Consider the following 22,823-nt stretch of genomic DNA (forward strand, 5'->3'; position numbering starts at 1 on the left):
TAACCCGCCTCTGATGCCGCGTGGCACGTTACACCGATTGGTGGTCGCTCTGGAAGATGATCCTGCACAGCTGGGCAGGATTTTGCAATGTGTCCAGATATTTGGGCGAGATAATTTATGCCTCGAAGGGATTTGCCATTTCAGAGCAAAGCCGAGGCGGGTTAGGCTGAGCGCATGAGCGCACGTGTGATTCCTTTCGTTGGTCGACCGGTTCAGGCCCTGTGGCTGGCCGTTGTACGATTCGGCAACAAAAACGGGTTCGTGATGAGCAGCCACGTCGCCATGTCTCTGATGATGGCCTTGTTTCCATTTGTGTTGTTCACTGTGGCTTTGGCGGGTTCGTTGTCCGAGGGCTATGTCACTGATGAACTGATCGAGCTTGTGTTTGGGGCGTGGCCCAAAGATGTCGCGGGGCCAATCGTGGCTGAATTGCGGGCCGTCCTCCAGGAATCCGGCTCGGGGGTCATAACTCTGGGTGGTCTATTGGCGATCTTCTTCGCCTCGAACGGCGTGATGGCGGTGCGTGCAGCCATGAACCAGGCCTATCATGACAGCGATGTCTGGCCGTTCTGGAAAACCCGGTTGCTGTGCCTGGGGCTGGTGATCGTTGGTGGCGTTGCCATTCTGGGCATTGCTGCGGTCGAAGTTGTTTTGCCTGCCTACACCCAATTGGTGAGCGAGAAGACTGATGTAAACGTCTCGGATTGGTTGTCCGTGGACCGGTTGCGCTGGACCTTTACGGTTGCGGTTCCGGCAGGCACTGTCCTGTTGGCGCATCTGATCCTGCCGACGCGGCGGCACAAACTTATGCAAATCCTGCCGGGTGTCGTACTGACGTTGGCCTTGTGGGCCGCAGGCGGGTGGGGGTTCTCGATCTACATCGCGCAATTCGCCAGCTACAGCGCCACGTATGCCGGTTTGGCTGGCGTCATGGCGGCGCTGATCTTTTTGTACCTGTGCGCGGCAATTCTGATCCTTGGCGCCGAATACAACGGCGCTTTGATGGATCTGGAAGACAATTTGGATCGGGGTTCTCAGTGAAATTTCTGACGTTTTGCGTCGGGCTGCTTGTGCCTGTGGCTGCCTTTGGCCAGACTCCGACCTATGTTGGGTCGGATCAATGTGCCGAATGCCACAAGGACGAGGCGGCAGCGTGGTCCAAATCTCATCACGCGCTGGCTTGGACCGAAGTTGAAGACGGGGCAGTTGTTGCCGATTTTGACGGAACGCGGTTCGACCATGACGGGATGTCAGTAGAATTCACCGACACAAAAGGCGCGCTGAGTGCAAAAGTCACGGAAAAGGATGGGGTGGCCACCGAATACGGCGTCCATTCCGTCGTCGGCATCGAGCCGTTGCAGCAATACCTGTTCGAAACAGAACCCGGTCGATTGCAGAGTTTTGATGTCGTCTGGGATACCGGGAACAAACAGTGGTTTCACCTTTATCCCGATCAGGATTTGCCGCCGGATGACGGGTTGCACTGGACCGGACCCTACAAGAACTGGAATGCGCGGTGTGCGGAATGTCACGCGACCGGTTTTGAAAAACAGTACAATGCTGAAACCAGAACATATGATTCAGTCCAGGCCGAGATCGGGGTCGGGTGCGAAAGCTGCCATGGCCCGGGTTCTGCGCATATCGATTGGGTCGGGGGGCAAAGCCTGCCGCAGGGTCTGGGCGACATCGGGTTCCTGATGGATTGGGGTGAAGGCCAGACCGAGGCCGAGATTCAGCAATGCGCCGGGTGTCATTCCCGTCGTGAGGCGCATGGAGATGGCAACCCGCTGCCCGGAACGCCATATCATGACGCTTATAATCTGGCGGTCCTGCGTCCGGGGTTGTACCACCCGGATGGTCAGATTTCGGATGAGGTCTATGTTTACGGCTCGTTCCTGCAATCCAAGATGTATGACCGCGGCGTGGGTTGCATGGATTGTCACGAGCCGCATAGCGCGAGTCTGAGGGCAGATGGAAACGGGGTGTGTACGCAGTGTCACTCGCCTGCCGCGAATCCCAAGTTTCCAACTCTGACTGCCAAAGAGTACGACGCGCCGGAACATCACAATCACCCAGAGAATAGCGAGGGTGCGCAGTGCAAGTCCTGCCATATGATCGAGCGTGTCTATATGGGTGTCGACGGCAGGCGCGATCACAGCTTCCGTGTACCGCGTCCTGATTTGGGGCTTGGGCAGGATGCCTGTACGGATTGCCATTCGGATCAGGATCAGACATGGGCCGCCCAGCAGATCGAAGTCTGGTTTCCGGACAGCGCGCATCGAGAGCCGCATTTCGGGTCGGCCTTTCAGGCAGCAACGCTCGGTCGCGCGGATGGGCCAGACGAGCTATTGGACATCGCAACCGACCCTAATCAACCCGGCATCGTGCGCGCCACGGCAGCCTATCTGCTGCAACCTTTTGGCTCCGCGGACGTGGCGGCCAGAACTGCAGAGCTGTTGGTGGACGAAGACGCTCTGGTTCGTGCAAATGCGGCTCCGCTGCAGCGTCAGGCCGGCTTGCCTGATCAAGTTCAACGGCTTGAGCCGCTGCTGTCCGACCCGCTGAAAAACGTCCGCATTTCGGCGGCAAAAGAGTTTCTGAACATTCCACCGCAGGCCCTGACCACGGAACAGCAGCAATTGTCGGGGCAGGGTATGTCTGAGTGGCAGGCAGCGATTTCCAACCGTCTGGATTTTCCTGAAACGCATCTTGTGCTTGGCGGGATGGCCCTGACGTTCCGCAATGCGCCGGCTGCTGAGCGGGCGTTTCAAGAGGTGGTTGCCCTTGACCCGCAACGCGCCGAAGCCTGGCCAATGTTGGTGCAACTGGCGCAGATCAATCGTGGGCCTCAGGCCGCACGCGATGTTCTGGAGCAGGGGTTAGAGATCATCCCAGAGGACCCGAACCTTTTGCAGTTGAAGCAACAACTGGGCCGCTGAAACGGCACGGCTTGGCCCGGTTTCCGTCATTTTCCCGGCAAATTTCATAGTTACCGATCAAGTTGAGGCAAGAATTGCCCCAGCTTATAGGTGACACATGTTTCTCAAACCGGTCCACACGTCCAAGCTGAAAAAGCCACTGGCTTTGTCGCAACGGATCGAGGCATTGCGGGCCCGACCACCGGAATACATCAATCACGGCGAAGCATTGCTGCTGCAAGGTATTGCCGCCGCTTCACTGCGCGAACAGGTGCTGACCGAGGATCGGATTTCCTTGGACGACTGATCTAGCCGCGGAACCCGGTTGCGACCACGAACTTCTCGGAACTGTCCGAGCGCGACGCGGGTGGTTTTACATTCGCAACCTTGTCGAATTTCTGCTTCAGTAGCTTCTGCAGATCGCCTTCGGCGCCACCGGCCAGAACCTTGGCAACGAACGTGCCGCCTTCTTCCAGAACGTCAAAGGCGAAATAGGCCGCCGTTTCGCACAGAGCCATGATGCGCATGTGGTCGGTTTGCTTGTGCCCAGATGCCGACGCAGCCATGTCGGACATCACCACGTCAGCCTTGCCGCCCAGCCACTCTTTGACCTTGTCGTCGGCATCGTCTTCCATGAAGTCCAGCACATGTGCCTCGGCACCTGCGACCGGTTCAACCTCTTGCAGGTCGACACCCAGAACTGTTCCGATCCGTTTGCCGGAACGTTCGCCCAGCGCGTTCACACGTTTGACTGCCACTTGTAGCCATCCACCCGGCGCACAGCCCAGGTCGACGACACGTGCACCCGGCACGAGGAACCGGTACTTTTCGTCCAGCTCCAATATCTTAAACGCTGCGCGCCCACGGTACCCTTCGACCTGCGCACGTTTCACATAGGGGTCGTTCAGCTGCCGCTCGAGCCAACGGGTCGAGCTGAGCTTACGCCCGCGTGCAGTCTTTACCTTGACCTTCAGGTCACGCTGCCCGCGCCCCGAGTTGTTTTTGCCACTTGGTGTCTTCGCCATCAGAACGGTCCGTCTTCCAGTACGCCGTCCGCGCTCATCTGCGCATAAAGCAGGCCTTCGCGCAGCCCCCGGTCCGCCACGGAAAGGCGATCGGTGGGCCAGCATCTTAACAGCGCCTGCAAAATGGCCGAGCCGGACATGATCAGCGCCTGCCGGTCATCCCCAATCCGGGGATCACGTCGGCGACCCTGAGGGCCGAGTTCTAGATACCCTCGTATGACTTTGTCAATCTGATCGCTGGTCATGCGCAAACCATCGACCTTGGTCCGGTCATAGCGCTTGAGTCCAAGGTGCGAGGCCGCAACGGTTGTTACCGTGCCGCTGGTGCCGACGATCTGGAACCCCAAGCGGGCTTGTTCGTCCTTGTAGGGCGCGAAATCGGCAAGGTTTTCTTCGAAAAACCAACTCATCAGAGCAAAGCGGGCCGAGTCATCTTCGACGTCGTTGAACTGATCGCGCAGCGTTGCAACACCCAGAGGAACGCTGATCCAGTCGACGACTTTCGCCGCAGGGAAGGGGCTGTCGGTGGTGTGAAACCCGTGATGCAACCGCATGATCGCTGCTGGACGGTCCCGGCGCGGGACCGACGAGATGTCGATCCACACCAGTTCTGTTGATCCGCCACCAATATCCACGACCAGCAATTGATCGGTCTTGGTGGACACCAGCGGCGCGCAAGAGATCACGGCCAAGCGCGCCTCTTCCTCGGGCTGGATAATCTCGAGCGTCAGTCCGGTTTCGCGTTTGACCTGCCGGATAAATTCGCGGGCGTTTTTCGCACGCCGACACGCTTCGGTCGCGACCAGACGCATCCGTCTGACCTTATTGCGTTTCAGCTTTTGCTGACAGATGCGCAATGCCTGAATGGTGCGCGCCATCGAGGACCGGGACAACCGTCCGGTCCGTTCCAAACCCGCGCCCAATTGCACGGATTTGGAAAAGCTGTCGACCACATGAAAGCCACTTGCCTTAGGCTGGGCTATCAACATGCGGCAACTATTGGTTCCCAAATCCAGCGCCGCATATAACGCATCTGGATCTGGTCTTGCCGGCGCGGGGCTTTCGACCGCCTTCGGGAACGCGCCCGCACCTTTGGGACGCTTGGGCGCCATCTTGAACGCCCTCCGATTTTCGAGTTACCCCGACCATAGGTCGCGGATATGCGACGTGCAAGACGCTCATTAAAGTGATGAGAATTTTGATATGCGCGTTTGGTTCAGTCTTCGTTACAACCCCGGTATCCCATCGTGGGCAAAAACGTCGCTGGAAATGCGCCGTGTGTCGAAAATCGACCGACTTGCCCCCACATAGACGTTTAGAACCGGTCCATCTGGTTAGGAGGAATCAAACGCAATGCCTGACGTCACCATTGTTTACTGGCGCGACATTCCCGCCCAAGTCATCGTCGGCAAAGGCCGTCGTGGCGCAAAGCGGCAATTAGAGGAACGGTTCGAACAAGCCATCGACCGCGCGGCCATGAAGGTGAACGCCAAGGATAGCGATGCCTATCTGGCCGAATGGCGCAAGGCCGCCCCCTATGCAGTCGACGGCGACCCGTCCGAGATTGCCGAGGCCGAAGCCACGCGTTTGGAAACGGAATACGATCAGGACCGCATCAAAGTCCTGATCGCCAATGACGGTTGGGCATGAGCCCGAGACATCTATGGGAGGCCGCAATGGCTTTGCTGAACTTCAAGAAACGTGATGCGGTCGAAAACGGCCCTGTAAACCCGACCGTCGAAGCCTTTTTGCAAGGCTATTCGATTGAGGTGATGCCGCGCACCGCCGAAAAGGTCGAAGATTTCCGCGCGTTGCTGCCCGAAGGTACGCGCGTTTACATCGCTCATATCGAAGGCACGCCCATCGAGGATATGGTCAAGACCGCCAAGCGGATCGCTGACGAAGGTTATCCGGTGATGCCGCACTTCCCTGCGCGGATCATCAAGGATGCCGCCACGCTGGAAAACTGGATTTCTATGTATCAGGGCGAAGCGGGCGTTGATCAGGCATTGCTGCTGGCCGGTGGTGTTACCAACCCACACGGCGATTTCGACAGCTCGATGCAGTTGCTGGAAAGTGGTTTGTTCGACAAGGCGGGCTTCAAGCGTCTGCACGTCGCGGGTCACCCTGAAGGCAACAAGGATATCGACCCCGACGGCTCGACCAAGAATGTCGACGACGCGCTGCGCTGGAAGCAGAATTTCAGCGAGACCACGGATGCCGAAATGGCGCTGGCAACACAGTTTGCGTTTGAAGCCAAACCGATCATCGAATGGGCCGACAGTCTGAAAGAAGCTGGTATCGATATTCCGATCCATATCGGTATCGCCGGTCCGGCCAAGCTGCAGACGCTGATCAAGTTCGCCATCGCCTGCGGTGTTGGCCCGTCGCTGAAGGTCCTGCAAAAGCGTGCGATGGATGTATCCAAGCTGCTGCTGCCTTATGAGCCGACCGATGTGATCACCGAGCTGGCCAACCACAAAGCGGCCAACCCGGATTTCAACATCACCAACGTACATTTCTTCCCGCTTGGCGGCATCAAGACCAACGCCAACTGGGCCATCAATAACGGCGGCGCTTCGGCAAAGCCTGTAAACTCCTGAGGAACGGACATGACCCGTACAGTCGTAGAATCAAAAACAAAAACTGCCGTTCTGGGCTTTGACGAACCGTTCTGCGTGATCGGTGAGCGGATCAATCCGACGGGCCGTAAGAAACTGGCGGCCGAGCTGGAAGCCGGAGATTTCTCGACCGTCGAAAAAGACGCGCTGGCGCAGGTTGCTGCAGGCGCAACCGTTCTGGATATCAACGCGGGCGTTGTCTACAACTCGAACCCCAACCCGAACGAGACCGAACCGCCACTGATGCGCAAGATCGTCGAGATGGTGCAGGGTCTGGTTGACGTGCCGCTATGTGTCGACTCGTCCGTTCCCGGCGCTCTGGAAGCTGGTCTTGAAGCTGCTGAGGGCCGCCCGTTGCTGAACTCGGTCACCGGCGAAGAGGAGCGTCTGGAACTGGTTCTGCCGCTGGTCAAAAAATACAATGTGCCGGTTGTTGCGATCTCGAACGATGACACCGGTATTTCCGAAGATCCGGATGTGCGCTTCGAAGTGGCCAAGAAGATTGTTGAGCGGGCCGCCGATTTCGGCATCCCGGCGCATGACATCGTCGTTGATCCGCTGGTGATGCCCATCGGTGCTATGGCAACCGCCGGTCAGCAGGTCTTTGCGCTGGTCCGCCGGCTGCGCGAAGAACTGGGCGTAAACACCACTTGTGGTGCTTCGAACGTGTCCTTTGGTCTGCCAAACCGACACGGGATCAACAACGCGTTCCTGCCGATGGCAATGGGCGCAGGCATGACGTCGGCAATCATGAACCCGGTGGCGCTGCCCGTGGGTCCCAAAAAGCTGGCTGAGAAAAAGGCCGAGGTCGAAGCCAAGGGCATCATTCTGCCTGCGGACATGGATGACGAAACCTTCTGTCAGCTGTTTGGTCTGGGTTCGACCAAACCGCGTGCCGGTAAGGAAATGGAAGCCATCCGTGCCGCCAACCTGCTGACCAATAATGACCCGCATGGTGGTGAGTGGATCCGGTTCAACAAATCCCCGGAAGAGGCCGGCGCAGCGGGCGCTGTTGGTGGCCGTCGCGGTGGCGGGCGTCGTCGTCGCGCCTGACCCAATCGCTGTTTCAGTGAACAAAGGCCGGACCACGTGTCCGGCCTTTTTCGTATTGATGCTAACCGCCGCCGGAACCTGACAAGATCGCTATGTTAGTGGCGATATCGCGATACTCGTCACGTACGAAGATGGGCCGACATCGTCACCCAACACAGGCAGACGCTGACTTAAGCAAGCGTTTGGGAAAAAGGAATGTTTCGAGGAGCTGGTCGATCTGCAAGCGCAACTGGCGTTGAGGCAGAAGGTATTTCTATTTCACGGAACCAGGTGCGTTGTCCTGTTCGAAGGCTGGGGTGCGGCGAGACGAAACAAGGCGGTGCTGCTTTTCCGATGATGGGTTCTTGAAGTCGATAAGCCTCTGGTGATATCGGTGAATAACGCGGCGGGTATGATGTAATGGTAGCCTGTCAGCTTCCCAAGCTGAACGCGCGGGTTCGATTCCCGCTACCCGCTCCAGAACTCAGTTTGTCATCGGAAAAGCTTAGAAATCAGTGCTTTAGACATGAGTGCGTCTGTGGTCATTTACTCCGGGCGACGCGCCTGAAAAAGGTTGATTTCAGCCGGGATATGTACCGCACCATTTTTGGCAAAGGGGTGAAACGCTTCTGCGACGGCGTGTTGGATCGCTGTCACGTCCTCGGGTTTTCCATCGAAGTGAGAGATAACGCGGGCGGCGGGGCCGACGCGGGTGCACAGGGCTGCGCAATCCAGCAAAGAGCCTTGAAAGTGCAGCATTAGGTCAACGGAATCCGCGTGAACATTGCTTAGGCCTGCCTTTTCCAGCAACCCGGTAACCCGCTCACGATCATGAAACGCCAAGGGGCCTGGTGCATTCCGGTCGACCTTGGGCGGCGTGCCCAGCCGTTCAGTGGCCGCGATGTGGGGTACTCTGAACCATGGGTTTCCGGGCAATGGCCCCCAGGCGGCAAAGGTCATCGTCCCGCCGGGTTTAAGCGCGCGGGTCATGTTGGCAAAGGCGGCAACCGTATCCTCAAAAAACATGACCCCAAATCGCGAGATCATGGCATTTCGGTCCGCTGCTTCAAACGCGTGGGTCTGGGCGTCGGCGAACTGGAAGGTGATTTTTTGCGATCCGTCATCGGATGCCCGTGCCGATGCGCGGTCCAGAAATGGCTGCGAGACATCGGCCGCCAGAACATGGCCATCTGGCCCCACGATATGTGCGGCGGCGATCGCGCTTGCGCCCGTACCGCAGCCGATATCCAGAACACGCATGCCGGGCTTCAATTCGGCGCGTTCCAGCACCAAATCAAGGACCGGCGCCATCAGTTGATCCAGCTGGTCCTCATAGGTCAGCCATTTGGCACCGGACGGGGATTTCCCCCAGTATTCAGCCTGTTCCTCGTTTGCGATCTGCATGTCGCCTCCCTTGTGTCAGAGGTGACTATGACCGCCTGCGCCGTCTGCGACCAGAGCCTTCTTCTCCGCCACCGGCATTGAAGGAAGGCGAGGGCAGAGTGACCACCTGTGCCAATTCCGGGAACGGGTCCGTCTTGTGCGGAATGGCGTTGGCGGCAACGAAATGGTCCTGAAATTTCGGCTCGATGGCCGTTTCGACCTTGGTGATCTCACGCACGACACGCTCAATCTCGGACCGGGCACCAATGTTGCACAAGGCAATCCGCGCGCCTGTGCCAGCCGCGTTGCCAGCGCTTGAGACTTTGTTCAAGGGCGCATCGGGGATCATACCCAGAACCATCGCGTGCTTGGTTGAGATATGCGCGCCGAATGCCCCGGCCAGCACAATGCGATCCACAGTGTCGACGTTCATTTCATCCATCAACAGGCGCGCACCGGCATAGAGCGCCGATTTAGCTAGCTGGATGGCGCGGATATCGCCCTGCGTGACCGTGATGCGCGGACCGCCCTCGGCGCTGGCGTCGTGGATCAGATAGGCGTGGGTGCGGCCTTCGGGGACGCAACGTACGGTGCCGGTTTGGTCTGCAGACCCGATCAGGCCGCTCTCGTCCAAAAGTCCGGCGATGCGCATTTCAGCGACCGCTTCGATGATGCCCGAGCCGCAGATGCCGGTGATGCCGCTTGTGGCAATCTCTTGATCGAAACCTTCCTCGTCGGACCATTTTTCGGACCCGATCACGCGAAAGCGCGGTTCCTTGGTAACAGGGTCGATTTCGATGCGCTCAATAGCGCCGGGTGCGGCACGCTGGCCGGAACTGATCTGCGCGCCTTCGAATGCCGGGCCGGTGGGCGAAGAACACGCCAAAACGCGGCTGGTATTTCCAAGCAGGATTTCAGCGTTGGTGCCCACGTCCACGATCAGCACAAGATCTTCGGACTTTCCCGGTTCTTCTGACAATGCCACCGCGGCGCAGTCGGCACCAACGTGGCCCGCGATGCAGGGCAGGATATAGACCTGCGCGCGCGGGTTCATATTTGTCAGGTCCATCTCACGCGCAGGCAGGGACATGCTTTCCGAGGTCGCCAAAGCAAAGGGGGCCTGACCCAACTCAACCGGGTCCAGACCCAGCAGCAGGTGGTGCATCACAGGATTGCAGACGAACACCGTTTCCACGATCAGTTCGGAGTTAATCTCGGCTTCCTCAGAGATTGAGGTGGTCAGATCGTTGATCGCCTCACGTACGGCCCTGGTCATCTCCTTATCACCGCCAGGGTTCATCATCGAATATGACACACGGCTCATGAGGTCTTCGCCAAAGCGGATCTGCGGGTTCATCAGGCCCGAGGACGCCTTGACGTCACCGGTTTCCAGATCGGTCAGGTGCGCCGCGATTGTGGTCGAGCCGAGGTCGATGGCCAGACCATAAAGCCCATGCTCATGCAATCCGGGCCAGATTTCGACCACGCGCGCCACTTCATCCTTGTGGCCTTTGTGGAGGGCAACAGTGACCTCCCATTTGCCCTTGCGCAGGACAGGTTGCAGCTTGGACATCAGCGAAAGATCAGCGGTGATGGCGTCAATGTTCCATTGCTCGCGCAGCGCGCGTTCCAGCCGTTCCAGATCGCCTGTTGGCGAATGCATGTCGGGCTCTTCCACCACGACGAAATACAGCCGGGTTGCCGGGTCCATTGTAATGGCACGCGCGGTGGCGGCCTTGCGAACAACTTGACGGTGGACCTGGCTTTCGGGTGGGACATCGATCACGATGTCGCCCTGAACTGTTGCCTGACAGCCCAGACGACGGCCCGGTTTCAAGCCGCGTTTGTCATCGTAACGCTGTTCGACCGCGTTCCATTCACTCAGCGCCTCCTCGGATACGGTTACGCCGTGTTTAGGAAACTCGCCATAGCTGGGCGTGATCTGACATTTCGAACAAATCCCACGGCCGCCACAGACCGAATCCAGATCCACACCCAACTGCCGTGCAGCGGTCAGAACCGGAGTGCCCACAGGGAAATGCCCGCGTTTGCCTGACGGAGTAAAGACGACAAGGGGGTCGGTGGTCATTTTTTGGCCTGCCTTTTGTATTCGCGCGTATGCCCGGCAAGATATGGGTTTGTGCGCAAAGGGAAAGGCCATTCAGCGGCACGTTTTGCACGTCTTGCGTCGTTTTTTGTCGCGGTATCGGCCAGCGAAGGGAAACTAGTTTAGGTCAGGGGCTTTTCCTTAGGTTAAATCCATGTAATAGGGTCACCGCCAAACGGGCTTTTGCATGGGGTTAACAGATGCAGATTCGTGAGGCACTTACCTTTGACGATGTTTTATTGGTTCCGGCGTCCTCGTCGGTGCTGCCGGCGACGGCGGATACAGCCACGCGTGTGACGCGTGAAATTACGATGAACATCCCGCTGCTCAGCTCGGCCATGGACACGGTGACCGAGGCGCGCATGGCCATCGCAATGGCGCAGGCAGGCGGTATCGGCGTTGTTCACAAGAACCTGACGGTCGAAGAGCAAGCCCGAGAGATTCGTCGCGTGAAGCGATTTGAGTCGGGTATCGTATACAACCCGGTCACGCTGAGCGTGAACCAAACGCTGGCGGACGCAAAGGCGCTGGTGCAGCGCTATAACTTTACCGGCTTTCCGGTCGTCGATGAAAGCGGTCGCGTCGTGGGTATCCTGACCAATCGCGACATGCGCTTTGCGACCTCGGACGAGACGCCGGTTCACGTGATGATGACATCAGACAATCTGGCTATGCTGCAAGAGCCCGCAGATCTGGAAGAGGCAAAAAGCCTCATGAAAGCGCGCCGGATCGAAAAACTGCTGGTGGTCGATGGCGAAGGCAAGCTGACAGGCCTGCTGACCCTGAAAGATACCGAGCAAGCCGTGCTGAACCCGACCGCCTGTAAGGACCGGCTTGGCCGTTTGCGCGTCGCTGCGGCTACATCTGTTGGCGATTCTGGTTTCGAACGGTCCGAGCAGTTGGTGGATTCGGGCGTTGATATCATCGTTGTCGACACGGCTCATGGCCATTCGCAAGGCGTTCTGGACGCGGTGCGGCGGGTCAAGACGCTGTCGAACGAGGTCCAGATCATTGCGGGCAATGTAGCGACGAGCGAGGCCACCAAGGCGCTGATCGATGCCGGGGCGGATGCAATCAAGGTTGGCATCGGGCCGGGCTCTATCTGCACAACCCGGATGGTTGCAGGCGTCGGCGTACCCCAACTGACGGCGATCATGGACTGCGCGACGGCTGCCGGGGATGTTCCGGTCATCGCTGATGGTGGCATCAAATTCTCGGGCGATTTCGCCAAGGCCATTGCGGCAGGCGCGTCCTGTGCGATGGTTGGCTCGATGATCGCGGGAACGGATGAAAGCCCGGGCGAGGTGATCCTGTATCAGGGCCGTTCATTCAAATCCTATCGTGGTATGGGCAGCCTTGGCGCCATGGCGCGCGGGTCGGCGGATCGCTATTTCCAGAAAGACGCGGCCAGCGACAAGTTGGTTCCCGAAGGGATCGAAGGGCAGGTGCCTTATAAAGGATCGGCCAGTGCGGTGGTTCACCAGCTGGTTGGCGGCCTGCGCGCGGCGATGGGTTATACCGGCTGCGCAACCGTCGAAGAAATGCGCAAGAACTGTAACTTCGTCAAAATCACCGGCGCTGGCCTGAAAGAAAGCCATGTGCATGACGTCCAGATCACGCGTGAAAGCCCGAACTACCGGGTGATGTGACGCAACAGAGTTTGCAGCACGGCGCCCCTACGCGGGCGCCGTTTTGCGTTTTTTGAGCTTAGCAGAGAAATCGGAAATAACTTATGACCCCAGCAGCGCGCGTTCAGGCTTCGATTGAAATCCTTGATGATATCCTCGCAGGGGCACCGGTTGAAAAGGCTTTGACGGGGTGGGCGCGCCGCAGCCGGTTTGCAGGCTCGAAAGACCGGGCCGCCGTGCGCGATCACGTGTTCGAAGCGCTGCGTTGCAAACGGTCATTCTCGGCCTTGGGCGGGGCAGAAACCGGGCGCGGGTTGATGAACGGTTCGATCCGGTCAACCGGCGGTGATCCAGAGACGCTGTTTACAGGCGAACGATATTCGCCAGAGCCGTTAACTGCCGCCGATGCGCCGTGCGCGTTCGGCTCGGATGCCGAGCGTTGCGACATCCCCGAATGGCTCTGGCCGCGTTTTCAAACCTCGCTCGGGGATCAAGCAGAGGCGGCGGCACAGGTACTGCAAACCCGTGCACCTGTTCATTTGCGGGCTAACCTTGCCAAAACCGATCGGGCTGGTGCGATTGCTGCTTTGAGTGCTGACGGGATCAGCGCGCAAGACCATCCGGCGTGTGAAACCGCCCTAGAGGTCACTGAAGGGGCTCGAAAAGTTGCCCAAAGCCGCGCCTATTCCGAAGGTCTGGTCGAATTGCAGGACGCAGCCAGCCAAGCCGTGGTTGCAGCGCTAGATCTGCAGCCAGGTCTGCGTGTTCTGGATTATTGCGCAGGCGGTGGCGGCAAGTCTTTGGCTCTGGCGGCCCATTCGGGTGTCGAGGTCTTTGCGCATGATGTGAATGCAGGGCGCATGCGCGATCTGCCGACGCGGGCAAAACGGGCTGGTGTGCGTGTTACCTGCCTGCAGCCGGAAGATGTGGCCCGTCAGGCTCCGTTCGATATTGTCCTTACGGATGCGCCATGCTCGGGCAGCGGTTCGTGGCGGCGTGCCCCGGCAGGCAAGTGGGCGCTGTCCGAAGAGGGGTTGAACGCGCTGAATGTACTTCAGTCCGACATCCTGAATTCCGCTGCTCAACTGATTGGACCGGGTGGAATTCTAGCCTATGCGACCTGTTCCATGTTGGATGATGAAAACGGCGGTATTGTCGACGGATTTCTGAAGTTGAATCCTGATTGGACCGAAACGCTGCGAAATTCGTGGCTTGTGACACACGGTGCAGACGGGTTCTTTACGTCGCACTTGACGCGATAGCGCGTCATTGAATAACAACCTTAGGTAGAAGTTTCCGCTGTCCTTAAGGGGTCGTTAACCAAATTCGGGCTGAGTGTGACAAAGCCTTTTGACCTGAGTTGTTTATGTCCGACACTGCAGAGATCTTATCTGAACCGACCTCGCGAAAAACACCGGCCTTCTCGCGCCTTGTGCCACTCGTTGTTCTGGGCACATTGTTGAGTTTAACACCGTTGACAGAAGTTTTGCCGACCGCCTGGAATACGGGCCTTGTTGTTGCTGGTGTGTCGTTACTGGCCGCCGGCCTACTGGTTGTTTTTTGGGGATTCACGGCCGACCGAACGGCGCGTAATTCGGCAGAAGTGATGGCCGTCTTCTCCGAACAGGACTTGTGTCCGACAGTGATCGCCAACGCAAATGGCGATATTCTGAGTGCGAACACACGTGCAAAGGCACAGTTAAACGCTTTTCCAGGTGCGCGATTGCAGCAATGCCTGAAATCCAGATTCGCTAATCCCGCAGCGATCCTGCTGCGCTTGCAATCCATCGCGGAAATCCACGAACGCGCCCGTGAAGATATCGTGACCGTTGGCTCGACAATCCCGATCTCGGTGTTCAGCGTGGGGCAGGATGTGTTCTGCTGGCGGTTCCTTCTGGATGAAGGCGGGCAATGGGATGACGCCCCTGTTCCGGTGCTGGCAGAGGGTCGTAACGGAGCAATTCTGCGGGTGAATGGAATGGCAGAGGCCATTCTGGGTCACAGGCCCGACGTTATGAGTAAGATATTTCCCAAGGACATCCCGCAACCGGGTGAAATCTCGCTTGTTGAAACCCTGGACGGGCAGGTGCCTGTGACCGTGTCCGAGCTGTCCCGCTCGGGCACTGTGCGCGATCTGCTTTTGTTGCCAATGATTTCTACGGGTCCAACCGGGGGCGATGCCCCATTCGCTGAACTGCCCGTGCCAGTGATGTGTCTGTCACCCGAAGGGGAAATTCTGGATGCAAACCGGATGGCGATCAAGCTGATCGGAGAGATCCAGCAGGGCAAGTCGAACGTGGTCGAAATCATGCACGGGCTTGGCTATCCCATCCTGGATTGGTTGACCCGCACTGCAACTGAAGAGAATGCCGTTCCTCGGTCGGAATTTCTGCGCCTGTCACGTCAGGACAAAGAGGTTTTCGTGCAGGTCACACTGAACCGGGTGACGTGCAAGGGACGGATTTGTCTGATCGCTGTCCTGAATGATGCGACCGAGCTGAAGACTCTGGAAGCTCAGTTCGTGCAGGGGCAAAAAATGCAGGCTGTCGGGCAATTGGCGGGCGGCGTGGCCCATGATTTTAACAACCTTCTGACTGCGATTTCGGGGCATTGCGATCTATTGCTGCTGCGGCAAGATCAGAATGATCCAAACTACGGTGACCTGGTTCAGATCAACCAGAACGCCAACCGGGCCGCAGCGCTGGTCAGTCAACTTCTGGCCTTCTCGCGCAAGCAGACCCTGCAGCCCGAGGTTTTGGACCTGCGCGACACAATTTCCGACCTGATCCATCTTTTGAACCGCCTGGTGGGCGAAAAGGTTCGCCTAACGTTAAGCCATGATCCCGTGCTGAAGCCTGTGCGCGCAGACAAAAGGCAGCTCGAGCAGGTGTTTATGAACCTAGTCGTGAACGCACGGGATGCGATGCCCGAAGGTGGCGAGGTACGTATCGAGACCGAGGTCGTATCTCTGACCGAACCGTTCCGGCGGGATCGTGCAACGGTTCAACCCGGCGAATATGTCACTGTTAAAGTGGTCGATAGTGGCACCGGTATCCCAGCGGACAAGCTGCAAAAAGTGTTCGAGCCATTCTATACGACCAAGCGCACCGGCGAGGGGACCGGCCTTGGATTGTCGACGGTTTACGGCATCGTCAAGCAGACCGGAGGGTTCATCTTTGTCGATAGCATTCAGGGCAAGGGAACCGAATTTACCGTGTATCTGCCGGTTTCAACCGCACCGCAGAAAATCGACCAGGACATCTCCAGCCTTCCGGAAAACCCGACGTCCCGGCAGGGTGAAGGCGTAGTTCTGCTGGTCGAGGATGAGGCCCCGGTTAGGGCCTTTGCCACGCGTGCATTGCGATTGAAGGGCTACACCGTGCTCGAAGCCGGGTCCGCCGAAGAGGCGCTGCACCTGCTGGAGGACGGGTCGGTGCATGTGGATGCTTTTGTGACAGATGTGGTTATGCCCGGCATGGACGGGCCAACCTGGGTGCGCAAAGCGATGGAGACCCGACCGAATGTGCGGGTGATCTTTATGTCTGGCTATACCGAAGGTGCCTTTGGTGACTCAGGCCCCGAGATTGCGAATTCCACTTTTTTGCCCAAGCCGTTCTCTCTGACGCAGTTGACCGAGGCTGTGTTTAACCAACTGAACTGACTAAACCGCCGCTTCGTGGCAAGAAAATTCGACGGCGTGGTGTTTACGGAACTTCTTTTCCGTTTCCGGCGACAAGAATAGGTCGCGCTTTGGTGAGACATTCTCGCGCTGCAGGGTGATTTCCATGTTCAACCGGTCCTGCAGAAAGTTCAGGATTTCGTCCTGATTTTCGTACTTAAAAACATGCGTCGCACCGAAACCGTTGTTACGGGTACGGAAAAACTGGCTTTGACTGCCGACATCTGCGAATTCCGGGCGGGGGTTTTGCATGTAACCTTGCACAAAATCATCAAAGCTCAGGTCGCGGGTTGAATGCGGATGCCCGACGCGGTCGTCCCGGCTGCGGTACTTGTACCAACTGCCGAGCCAGTCGATAGGTTCGCGCACAACGGCCATGATTTCCATCTCGGTGTCATACATTTTGCGGAATATGTTCTGAAAAAACCTGTCGTAACGACGCACCGGCGCATGTTTCAATTCGGGCGGGCCCGTGACGACAAAGTCGGCCCGCGCGCTCAGTGCGGTGTGATAGGCTGTGCTGCCGGTTTTTGGAACTGCCAGAAACGCAAGGCGTTCCTTATAGAAAACAAGCATTTATTCGCCCCTCACCGAGATATTTGACAGGCGCAGATTGGCGTAAACGACTCTTTAACACAATTGCAGAACAGTAAGTACTGTAGGTTTTAGTTGAAATGTTCTCTTTTTGGTCCCATAAGGAACAAGAGGCGAACAAAGCAGTGATTGCCGCCCGATCATGGGTGTGACAAAAGAGAAGGCGACAGGACAATGGCGGATCTTCTGACAATGAGCGACAAGAAAAACGCAGACAAGCAAAAGGCTCTGGATAGCGCGCTGGCGCAAATCGAACGGCAGTTCGGCAAAGGCTCGATCATGAAGCTGGGCGAAGATTCCAAGCAGGACATCGAATCAAGTTCGACCGGGTCTCTGGGCTTGGATATCGCGCTGGGTATTGGTGGTCTGCCGATGGGCCGGATTGTCGAGATTTATGGCCCGGAAAGCTCGGGTAAGACCACGCTGACGCTGCATTGTATTGCAGAACAGCAAAAACGTGGCGGTGTGTGTGCATTCGTGGATGCCGAACACGCGCTAGACCCCCAATATGCCCGCAAGCTGGGTATTGATCTGGATGAACTTCTGATCTCGCAGCCTGACACGGGCGAACAGGCGCTTGAAATCACCGATACACTGGTGCGTTCGGGTGCGGTGAATATGGTCGTCGTCGACTCAGTTGCGGCTTTGACGCCGAAATCGGAACTGGAAGGCGACATGGGCGACAGCAGTGTCGGTGTGCAGGCCCGCTTGATGAGCCAGGCGATGCGTAAACTGACAGGCTCGATCAGCCGCTCGAAATGCATGGTGATCTTTATCAACCAGATCAGGATGAAGATCGGCGTTATGTTCGGCAGCCCCGAAACTACGACCGGTGGTAACGCGCTGAAATTCTACAGCTCGGTTCGTTTGGATATTCGCCGTATTGGCGCGATCAAAGACCGCGACGAAGTTGTCGGCAACCAGACGCGTGTGAAAGTCGTCAAGAATAAGGTGGCGCCGCCCTTCAAGCAGGTGGAATTCGACATCATGTATGGCGAAGGCATCAGCAAGATGGGTGAGCTGCTGGATCTCGGCGTCAAGGCTGGCGTGGTCGAGAAATCGGGTTCGTGGTTCAGCTATGGCGACGAACGGATCGGGCAGGGGCGTGAGAATGCCAAGCAATACCTGCGCGACAACAGCCGTATTGCGCTGGATATCGAAGACAAGATTCGGGCCGCGCATGGTCTTGAGTTCGACATGCCACCCGGCGCCGCCGAAGAAGACGACATCCTCGAGGCGTAACAGATGCAGTCGGGGGCCGCAGAAATCCCCCGGTTTTGCAAGAGCTGAGAATACTCGAAACAAGGCGGTCCGCGTGGCCGCCTTAATTCGTTCTGTATACGTTGATCTTGTTTAATCGGTGTGTGCTGTTCTTGTTAAGGGGTTTTCCAGCCCTTCAAAAACACAGCCGACTTATCTTTGTGGACTATCCTTGGGGACGGGGATAAACCATTTCAGAACACTGAGATTGCGCGCCGAGAGAGCCTTATGCCCACGCTGAACGATATCCGCTCAACCTTTCTGAATTATTTTGCCAAACAGGGGCATGAAATTGTCGCGTCCAGCCCGCTGGTTCCGCGCAATGACCCGACATTGATGTTCGTGAACTCGGGCATGGTGCAGTTCAAGAACCTGTTCACCGGCGTTGAAACCCGTGACTATCAGCGCGCCACGACTGCGCAGAAATGCGTGCGCGCCGGCGGTAAGCACAACGATCTGGACAACGTTGGCTATACCGCGCGTCACCACACATTCTTTGAAATGCTGGGCAATTTTTCGTTCGGCAACTACTTCAAACACGAAGCGATCCCTTTTGCGTGGGAGTTGATCACCAAAGAATTCGGCATCGACAAGAACCGTCTGCTGGCAACGGTGTATCACACGGATGATGAGGCGTTTAAGATCTGGAAAAAGGTCGGCGTGCCCGAAGACCGGATTATCCGCATCGCCACCAGCGACAATTTCTGGCAGATGGGCCCGACCGGTCCGTGTGGACCGTGTACCGAGATTTTCTACGACCATGGCGATCACATCTGGGGTGGCCCTCCGGGATCGCCCGACGAAGACGGCGACCGGTTCATCGAAATCTGGAACATCGTTTTCATGCAGAACGAGCAGTTCGAAGATGGCTCGATGGTCGAATTGGATATGCAGTCGATCGACACCGGAATGGGGCTGGAACGGATCGGCGCGCTGCTGCAGGGCAGCCATGACAACTATGACACCGACCTGTTCAAGACACTGATCGAAGCGTCTGCTCATGCCACCGGGGTTGATCCCTATGGCGACCAGAATGTTCACCACCGGGTAATTGCGGACCACCTGCGCGCGACATCCTTCCTGATCGCTGATGGCGTGATGCCTTCCAATGACGGGCGTGGCTATGTGCTGCGCCGGATCATGCGTCGCGCAATGCGTCACGCGCATCTGCTGGGGGCGAAAGATCCCGTTATGTATCAGCTGGTGCCAAGCCTGGTGCAGCTGATGGGCGCGCAATACACCGAGTTGGGACAGGCGCAGCCGTTGATCGAAGAGACGCTGCTGTTGGAAGAGACCCGGTTCAAGCAAACCCTCGATCGTGGTCTGAAACTCCTGGATGATGAGGTTGCGGGCCTGCCCGAGAACGCGGCACTTCCGGGTGATGCGGCGTTCAAATTGTACGACACGTATGGGTTTCCACTGGACCTGACGCAGGACGCCCTGCGTGAAAAGGGTCGTTCCGTGGACACGGACGGGTTCGACGCGGCCATGGCCGAACAAAAAGCCAAGGCGCGTGCGGCATGGGCCGGTTCGGGTGAGGCTGCGGATCAGGCAGTGTGGTTTGATGTGCTGGATACCGCCGGGGCTACGGATTTTCTGGGCTATGACACGGAAAAGGCCGAAGGGCAGATTGCCGCGTTGGTGGTTGATGGTGCGTTGGTCGACACTATTGAAAAGGGCGGATCCGGCTGGGTGATTGTCAACCAGACGCCGTTCTATGGCGAAGCGGGCGGTCAGATCGGTGATACCGGCGAAATCCGGCGTTTGGAAGAACGCGATGACATGGCGCGGGTCGAAGACACTAGAAAATTCGCTGATGGCAAAGTCTATGCTCATAAGGTGACTGTTGATCAGGGTGCTTTGTCCAAAGGTGACGCTGTCGAGCTTGAGGTCGACCATGCGCGGCGCACGGCAATCCGCGCGAACCACTCGGCCACGCACCTGCTGCACGAAGCGCTGCGTGAAACGCTGGGCGATCATGTTGCACAGCGCGGCTCGCTGAACGCGGCTGACCGGTTGCGGTTTGACTTCAGTCATTCCAAGGCGCTGAGCGCGGATGAGATCCAAAAGGTCGAACGTGATGTGAATGAGTTCATCCGTCAGAACTCGACCGTCGAAACGCGGATCATGACCCCCGATGATGCGCGCGGACTGGGCGCGCAGGCGCTGTTTGGTGAGAAATACGGCGACGAAGTTCGTGTTGTGTCCATGGGCAAAGCCCAAACCGGTAAGGGGCAGGATGGCGAAACATGGTCGATTGAGCTGTGTGGCGGTACGCATGTACGTCAGACTGGTGATATTGGGTCGTTTGTCATCTTGGGGGACGCGGCATCCTCTGCCGGGGTAAGACGAATTGAGGCGATTACGGGTGAATCTGCAACGTTATTGCTGCGAGACTACTATTCTAAACTCGCTGAATCTGCATCACTTCTTAAGGCGCAACCTACCGAGGTTCCAACACGATTGTCTTTGCTGTTGGACGAACGCAAATCGCTGCAAAACGAAGTGGCGCAGCTGCGCCGTGATCTGGCCATGGCTGGCGGGGCCGGGCAGGGTGGCGGCGAAGCGCGTGATGTGAACGGCATTGCCTTCCTTGCGCAGGCGCTGAACGGTGTATCCGGCAAGGACCTGCCGGCGTTGATTGATGAGCACAAAAGCCGTTTGGGGTCCGGTGCCGTTTTGCTGATCGCGGATGCGGGCGGTAAGGCTGCCGTGGCCGCCGGTGTGACGGCTGATCTGACCGACAAGGTCTCGGCCGTTGATCTGGTTCGCGCGGCCGTCGCAGAACTGGGCGGTAAAGGCGGCGGTGGACGCCCCGACATGGCGCAGGGCGGTGGCAAGGACGCGACGAACGCAGATGCGGCGATAAAAGCCGCAGAACAGGTTTTGGGAGGATAAGATGGCTGCACTCTGGATTGCCCACGTCACCGTGACGGATGCGGACGCATATGCGAAATACGCGGAACTCGCAGGGCCTGCGATTGCCAAGCACGGCGGGGCGTTTATTGCCCGCGCTGCACGTTACGTCCAACTGGAGGGGAAAGAGCGTCCGCGCAATGTGGTCGCCAAGTTTCCGTCCGTCGAGGCCGCGGTCGAGTGCTATAATTCACCGGAATACCAGCAGGCGCTGGACCACGCGCGCGGCGCAAGTGAGCGTGAACTGGTGGTTGTAGAAGTTACCGACTGAAAATGAGCCCGGTCTGGTCGGCGGATTTTCCGCCGATCAGATGCATTCATGGGCGGAATTCAGCCGAACTGTTCACAAGTGAAGTGAACAGTATTGTGGCAATTTTGGACGCACACGGAATCTATGTGATTCCAGCATCTTACTATATTTAAACAAGAGTTGCCGGGTATTCTCCCGCCTAGATTGTGGCGCGTTGCCCTCAATTCCAGCGCGAAATGGTCTTAATGAGTGACGAATTTCCGCCTTTTTTCCCCTTCACGTTCGCCCCAGATTGTACAAGCGCTACCGTTTACCGTTAGTTGGTTCTAATCGCATACGGTCCCGTTTGGCGACAATCGTCGAGTGAACAGGGATCGAGGTACAGGCATGAAATCGGAAGATATCGGACTCAAAGCCGCTCTCGGGCGGTTAAAGACATATTCAGGTCGGGCAGTGGGGATCGCCGCATTAGTTTGCGGGGCTACGCTTGCCGGGTCCCAAGTGGATGCCAGCGAAGGCAGCTTCATCCGAACCCTCGCGGCGTCCCCTCCGCCTTCGGGTGCGCAGCAATTGTGCCGTCAGTACGCTTGGGCATGTGCCAGTAAGGCGTCGGTACGCATGACGTCACAGCAGGAAATGCAGATCATTGAGCGGATCAACCGTCAGGTCAACGCAACGACGCGCGCGGTTACGGATCAGACGCAATACCGCACCACTGAGCGGTGGGCTTTGCCGACAACGCGCGGCGGGGATTGCGAGGATTTTGCTCTTTTGAAGAAAAGGGATCTGATCAGGGCAGGCGTTGATCCAAATAAATTGCTGATTGCGACGGTATTGGATACGCGTCGAAATGCGCACGCTGTTCTTGTCTATCGCTCCGCTCAGGGGGATCTGGTGCTGGACAACCTGACCAACCGGATCAAACCCTGGTCGGCCACGCGGTATTTGTTCCTTCGGATGCAAGACCCGACGAAGCCAAGCAATTGGGTTGGTGTGTACGGAAGAAGCTAAGACTATCAACTGATCTAACAGGATATTCACGGAAAAAGGGGCGACATGTTAGTCGCCCCTTTGTTTGTCAAACCGAACGTCGAGACGTTTTTGGCGATTTTCAAGGCATTGCCTGATATTTCAGGCTGCTTTGCTTTTGGCCGCGTCAGAGAGTGCCGCCGCTTCCATCGGCGCCGCCGCCACCGGCACCACCGCCGCTGCCGTCGCTGCCACCGCCGCCTGCACCGCCGCCGCTGCCATCGTTGCCGCCGCCGCCGTCTCCGCCGCCGCTGCCATCGTTGCCGCCGCCGCCGTCTCCGCCGCCGCTGCCATCACTGCCACCGCCGTCATTGCCGTCGCCATTGCTGCCGCCATTACCGTCGCCGCCATTGGAGTTTCCACCACCATTGCTGCCGCCGT

At 57.7% G+C, this 22,823-nt stretch carries 19 protein-coding genes and 1 tRNA gene; 15 read left to right on the plus strand and 5 right to left on the minus strand.

What is annotated here, in order from left to right:
* The first annotated feature begins 174 nt into the window (after positions 1 to 174).
* The 3 genes from DS906_RS11145 to DS906_RS11155 all read left to right on the plus strand — a co-directional run bounded on the left by DS906_RS11145 (position 175) and on the right by DS906_RS11155 (position 3,225).
* Positions 175 to 1,041 carry a YihY/virulence factor BrkB family protein gene (locus DS906_RS11145; RefSeq protein WP_113790236.1) on the plus strand — a complete coding sequence of 289 codons (867 nt, stop codon included), beginning with the start codon at positions 175 to 177 and terminating at the stop codon, positions 1,039 to 1,041.
* Positions 1,038 to 2,939: a multiheme c-type cytochrome gene (locus DS906_RS11150; RefSeq protein WP_113790237.1), complete on the plus strand. Its 1,902-nt coding sequence runs from the start codon at positions 1,038 to 1,040 to the stop codon at positions 2,937 to 2,939. Before DS906_RS11145 ends, DS906_RS11150 begins: the two co-directional genes overlap by 4 nt.
* Before the next feature lie 97 nt (positions 2,940 to 3,036).
* Positions 3,037 to 3,225: a hypothetical protein gene (locus tag DS906_RS11155; protein ID WP_113790238.1), complete on the plus strand. Its 189-nt coding sequence runs from the start codon at positions 3,037 to 3,039 to the stop codon at positions 3,223 to 3,225.
* Between the two features lies 1 nt (position 3,226).
* On the opposite strand, the gene DS906_RS11160 is transcribed toward DS906_RS11155, so the two are convergent.
* Both DS906_RS11160 and DS906_RS11165 read right to left on the minus strand, forming a co-directional pair.
* On the minus strand, positions 3,227 to 3,943 hold the full coding sequence (locus tag DS906_RS11160; RefSeq protein WP_113790239.1) for an RlmE family RNA methyltransferase: 717 nt from the start codon (positions 3,941 to 3,943) through the stop codon (positions 3,227 to 3,229).
* A complete protein-coding gene (locus DS906_RS11165; protein ID WP_113790240.1) occupies positions 3,943 to 5,055 on the minus strand; it encodes a Ppx/GppA phosphatase family protein in 1,113 nt (370 codons plus the stop codon). Before DS906_RS11165 ends, DS906_RS11160 begins: the two co-directional genes overlap by 1 nt.
* A 241-nt stretch (positions 5,056 to 5,296) precedes the next feature.
* Here DS906_RS11165 and DS906_RS11170 point away from each other — a divergent pair, with 241 nt between their 5' ends.
* From DS906_RS11170 to DS906_RS11185, 4 genes are all read left to right on the plus strand, one after another.
* On the plus strand, positions 5,297 to 5,593 hold the full coding sequence (locus DS906_RS11170; protein WP_113790241.1) for a virulence factor: 297 nt from the start codon (positions 5,297 to 5,299) through the stop codon (positions 5,591 to 5,593).
* Positions 5,594 to 5,619: 26 nt separating this feature from the next.
* A complete protein-coding gene (locus DS906_RS11175) occupies positions 5,620 to 6,546 on the plus strand; it encodes a methylenetetrahydrofolate reductase (RefSeq protein WP_113790242.1) in 927 nt (308 codons plus the stop codon).
* Between the two features lie 9 nt (positions 6,547 to 6,555).
* Complete coding sequence (locus DS906_RS11180; protein WP_113790243.1) at positions 6,556 to 7,617, plus strand: methyltetrahydrofolate cobalamin methyltransferase; 1,062 nt, start codon at positions 6,556 to 6,558, stop codon at positions 7,615 to 7,617.
* A 385-nt stretch (positions 7,618 to 8,002) separates the two neighbouring features.
* Positions 8,003 to 8,076 (plus strand) — tRNA-Gly (locus tag DS906_RS11185).
* Between the two features lie 66 nt (positions 8,077 to 8,142).
* Here the strand turns inward: DS906_RS11185 and DS906_RS11190 are convergent.
* Positions 8,143 to 9,000 carry a class I SAM-dependent methyltransferase gene (locus tag DS906_RS11190; RefSeq protein ID WP_113790244.1) on the minus strand — a complete coding sequence of 286 codons (858 nt, stop codon included), beginning with the start codon at positions 8,998 to 9,000 and terminating at the stop codon, positions 8,143 to 8,145.
* A 25-nt stretch (positions 9,001 to 9,025) separates the two neighbouring features.
* Entirely contained in the window at positions 9,026 to 11,068 is a 2,043-nt protein-coding gene (locus DS906_RS11195; protein WP_113790268.1) for an ASKHA domain-containing protein, read from the minus strand.
* 218 nt (positions 11,069 to 11,286) lie between these two features.
* On the opposite strand from DS906_RS11195, the gene guaB reads away from it, so the two are divergent.
* The 3 genes from guaB (at position 11,287) to DS906_RS11210 (ending at position 16,375) form a co-directional block, all read left to right on the plus strand.
* Positions 11,287 to 12,735 (plus strand): IMP dehydrogenase, encoded by a 1,449-nt coding sequence (gene guaB, locus DS906_RS11200; RefSeq protein WP_058271691.1) that lies wholly within the window; start codon positions 11,287 to 11,289, stop codon positions 12,733 to 12,735.
* Positions 12,736 to 12,818: 83 nt separating this feature from the next.
* A complete protein-coding gene (locus tag DS906_RS11205; RefSeq protein ID WP_113790245.1) occupies positions 12,819 to 13,976 on the plus strand; it encodes an RsmB/NOP family class I SAM-dependent RNA methyltransferase in 1,158 nt (385 codons plus the stop codon).
* Positions 13,977 to 14,080: 104 nt separating this feature from the next.
* Positions 14,081 to 16,375 carry an ATP-binding protein gene (locus DS906_RS11210; protein WP_113790246.1) on the plus strand — a complete coding sequence of 765 codons (2,295 nt, stop codon included), beginning with the start codon at positions 14,081 to 14,083 and terminating at the stop codon, positions 16,373 to 16,375.
* On the opposite strand, the gene DS906_RS11215 is transcribed toward DS906_RS11210, so the two are convergent.
* A complete protein-coding gene (locus DS906_RS11215; RefSeq protein WP_113790247.1) occupies positions 16,376 to 16,969 on the minus strand; it encodes a sulfotransferase family 2 domain-containing protein in 594 nt (197 codons plus the stop codon).
* Between the two features lie 192 nt (positions 16,970 to 17,161).
* Between DS906_RS11215 and recA the strand changes: the two genes are divergently transcribed.
* From recA to DS906_RS22295, 5 genes are all read left to right on the plus strand, one after another.
* Positions 17,162 to 18,229 (plus strand): recombinase RecA, encoded by a 1,068-nt coding sequence (gene recA / locus DS906_RS11220; protein ID WP_113790248.1) that lies wholly within the window; start codon positions 17,162 to 17,164, stop codon positions 18,227 to 18,229.
* Positions 18,230 to 18,475: 246 nt separating this feature from the next.
* A complete protein-coding gene (gene alaS / locus DS906_RS11225; RefSeq protein WP_113790249.1) occupies positions 18,476 to 21,145 on the plus strand; it encodes an alanine--tRNA ligase in 2,670 nt (889 codons plus the stop codon).
* Position 21,146: 1 nt separating this feature from the next.
* Positions 21,147 to 21,434: a DUF1330 domain-containing protein gene (locus tag DS906_RS11230; protein WP_113790250.1), complete on the plus strand. Its 288-nt coding sequence runs from the start codon at positions 21,147 to 21,149 to the stop codon at positions 21,432 to 21,434.
* A gap of 366 nt (positions 21,435 to 21,800) precedes the next feature.
* A complete protein-coding gene (locus tag DS906_RS11235; RefSeq protein ID WP_113790251.1) occupies positions 21,801 to 22,424 on the plus strand; it encodes a transglutaminase-like cysteine peptidase in 624 nt (207 codons plus the stop codon).
* 130 nt (positions 22,425 to 22,554) lie between these two features.
* The coding region (locus tag DS906_RS22295) for a hypothetical protein (protein WP_199528546.1) at positions 22,555 to 22,823 on the plus strand (269 nt) is incomplete at its 3' end.

This window comes from Ruegeria sp. A3M17 (assembly GCF_003318255.1).
GTDB lineage: Bacteria > Pseudomonadota > Alphaproteobacteria > Rhodobacterales > Rhodobacteraceae > Ruegeria.

What these genes read in the sequence shown, in the direction of transcription:
- DS906_RS11145 (WP_113790236.1), top strand. Translation starts at nt 175, where the DNA reads ATGAGCGCACGTGTGATTCCTTTCGTTGGTCGACCGGTTCAGGCCCTG.
- DS906_RS11155 (WP_113790238.1), top strand. Translation starts at nt 3,037, where the DNA reads ATGTTTCTCAAACCGGTCCACACGTCCAAGCTGAAAAAGCCACTGGCT.
- DS906_RS11160 (WP_113790239.1), bottom strand. Translation starts at nt 3,943, where the DNA reads ATGGCGAAGACACCAAGTGGCAAAAACAACTCGGGGCGCGGGCAGCGT.
- DS906_RS11165 (WP_113790240.1), bottom strand. Translation starts at nt 5,055, where the DNA reads ATGGCGCCCAAGCGTCCCAAAGGTGCGGGCGCGTTCCCGAAGGCGGTC.
- DS906_RS11170 (WP_113790241.1), top strand. Translation starts at nt 5,297, where the DNA reads ATGCCTGACGTCACCATTGTTTACTGGCGCGACATTCCCGCCCAAGTC.
- DS906_RS11175 (WP_113790242.1), top strand. Translation starts at nt 5,620, where the DNA reads ATGGCTTTGCTGAACTTCAAGAAACGTGATGCGGTCGAAAACGGCCCT.
- DS906_RS11180 (WP_113790243.1), top strand. Translation starts at nt 6,556, where the DNA reads ATGACCCGTACAGTCGTAGAATCAAAAACAAAAACTGCCGTTCTGGGC.
- DS906_RS11190 (WP_113790244.1), bottom strand. Translation starts at nt 9,000, where the DNA reads ATGCAGATCGCAAACGAGGAACAGGCTGAATACTGGGGGAAATCCCCG.
- DS906_RS11195 (WP_113790268.1), bottom strand. Translation starts at nt 11,068, where the DNA reads ATGACCACCGACCCCCTTGTCGTCTTTACTCCGTCAGGCAAACGCGGG.
- guaB (WP_058271691.1), top strand. Translation starts at nt 11,287, where the DNA reads ATGCAGATTCGTGAGGCACTTACCTTTGACGATGTTTTATTGGTTCCG.
- DS906_RS11205 (WP_113790245.1), top strand. Translation starts at nt 12,819, where the DNA reads ATGACCCCAGCAGCGCGCGTTCAGGCTTCGATTGAAATCCTTGATGAT.
- DS906_RS11210 (WP_113790246.1), top strand. Translation starts at nt 14,081, where the DNA reads ATGTCCGACACTGCAGAGATCTTATCTGAACCGACCTCGCGAAAAACA.
- DS906_RS11215 (WP_113790247.1), bottom strand. Translation starts at nt 16,969, where the DNA reads ATGCTTGTTTTCTATAAGGAACGCCTTGCGTTTCTGGCAGTTCCAAAA.
- recA (WP_113790248.1), top strand. Translation starts at nt 17,162, where the DNA reads ATGGCGGATCTTCTGACAATGAGCGACAAGAAAAACGCAGACAAGCAA.
- alaS (WP_113790249.1), top strand. Translation starts at nt 18,476, where the DNA reads ATGCCCACGCTGAACGATATCCGCTCAACCTTTCTGAATTATTTTGCC.
- DS906_RS11230 (WP_113790250.1), top strand. Translation starts at nt 21,147, where the DNA reads ATGGCTGCACTCTGGATTGCCCACGTCACCGTGACGGATGCGGACGCA.
- DS906_RS11235 (WP_113790251.1), top strand. Translation starts at nt 21,801, where the DNA reads ATGAAATCGGAAGATATCGGACTCAAAGCCGCTCTCGGGCGGTTAAAG.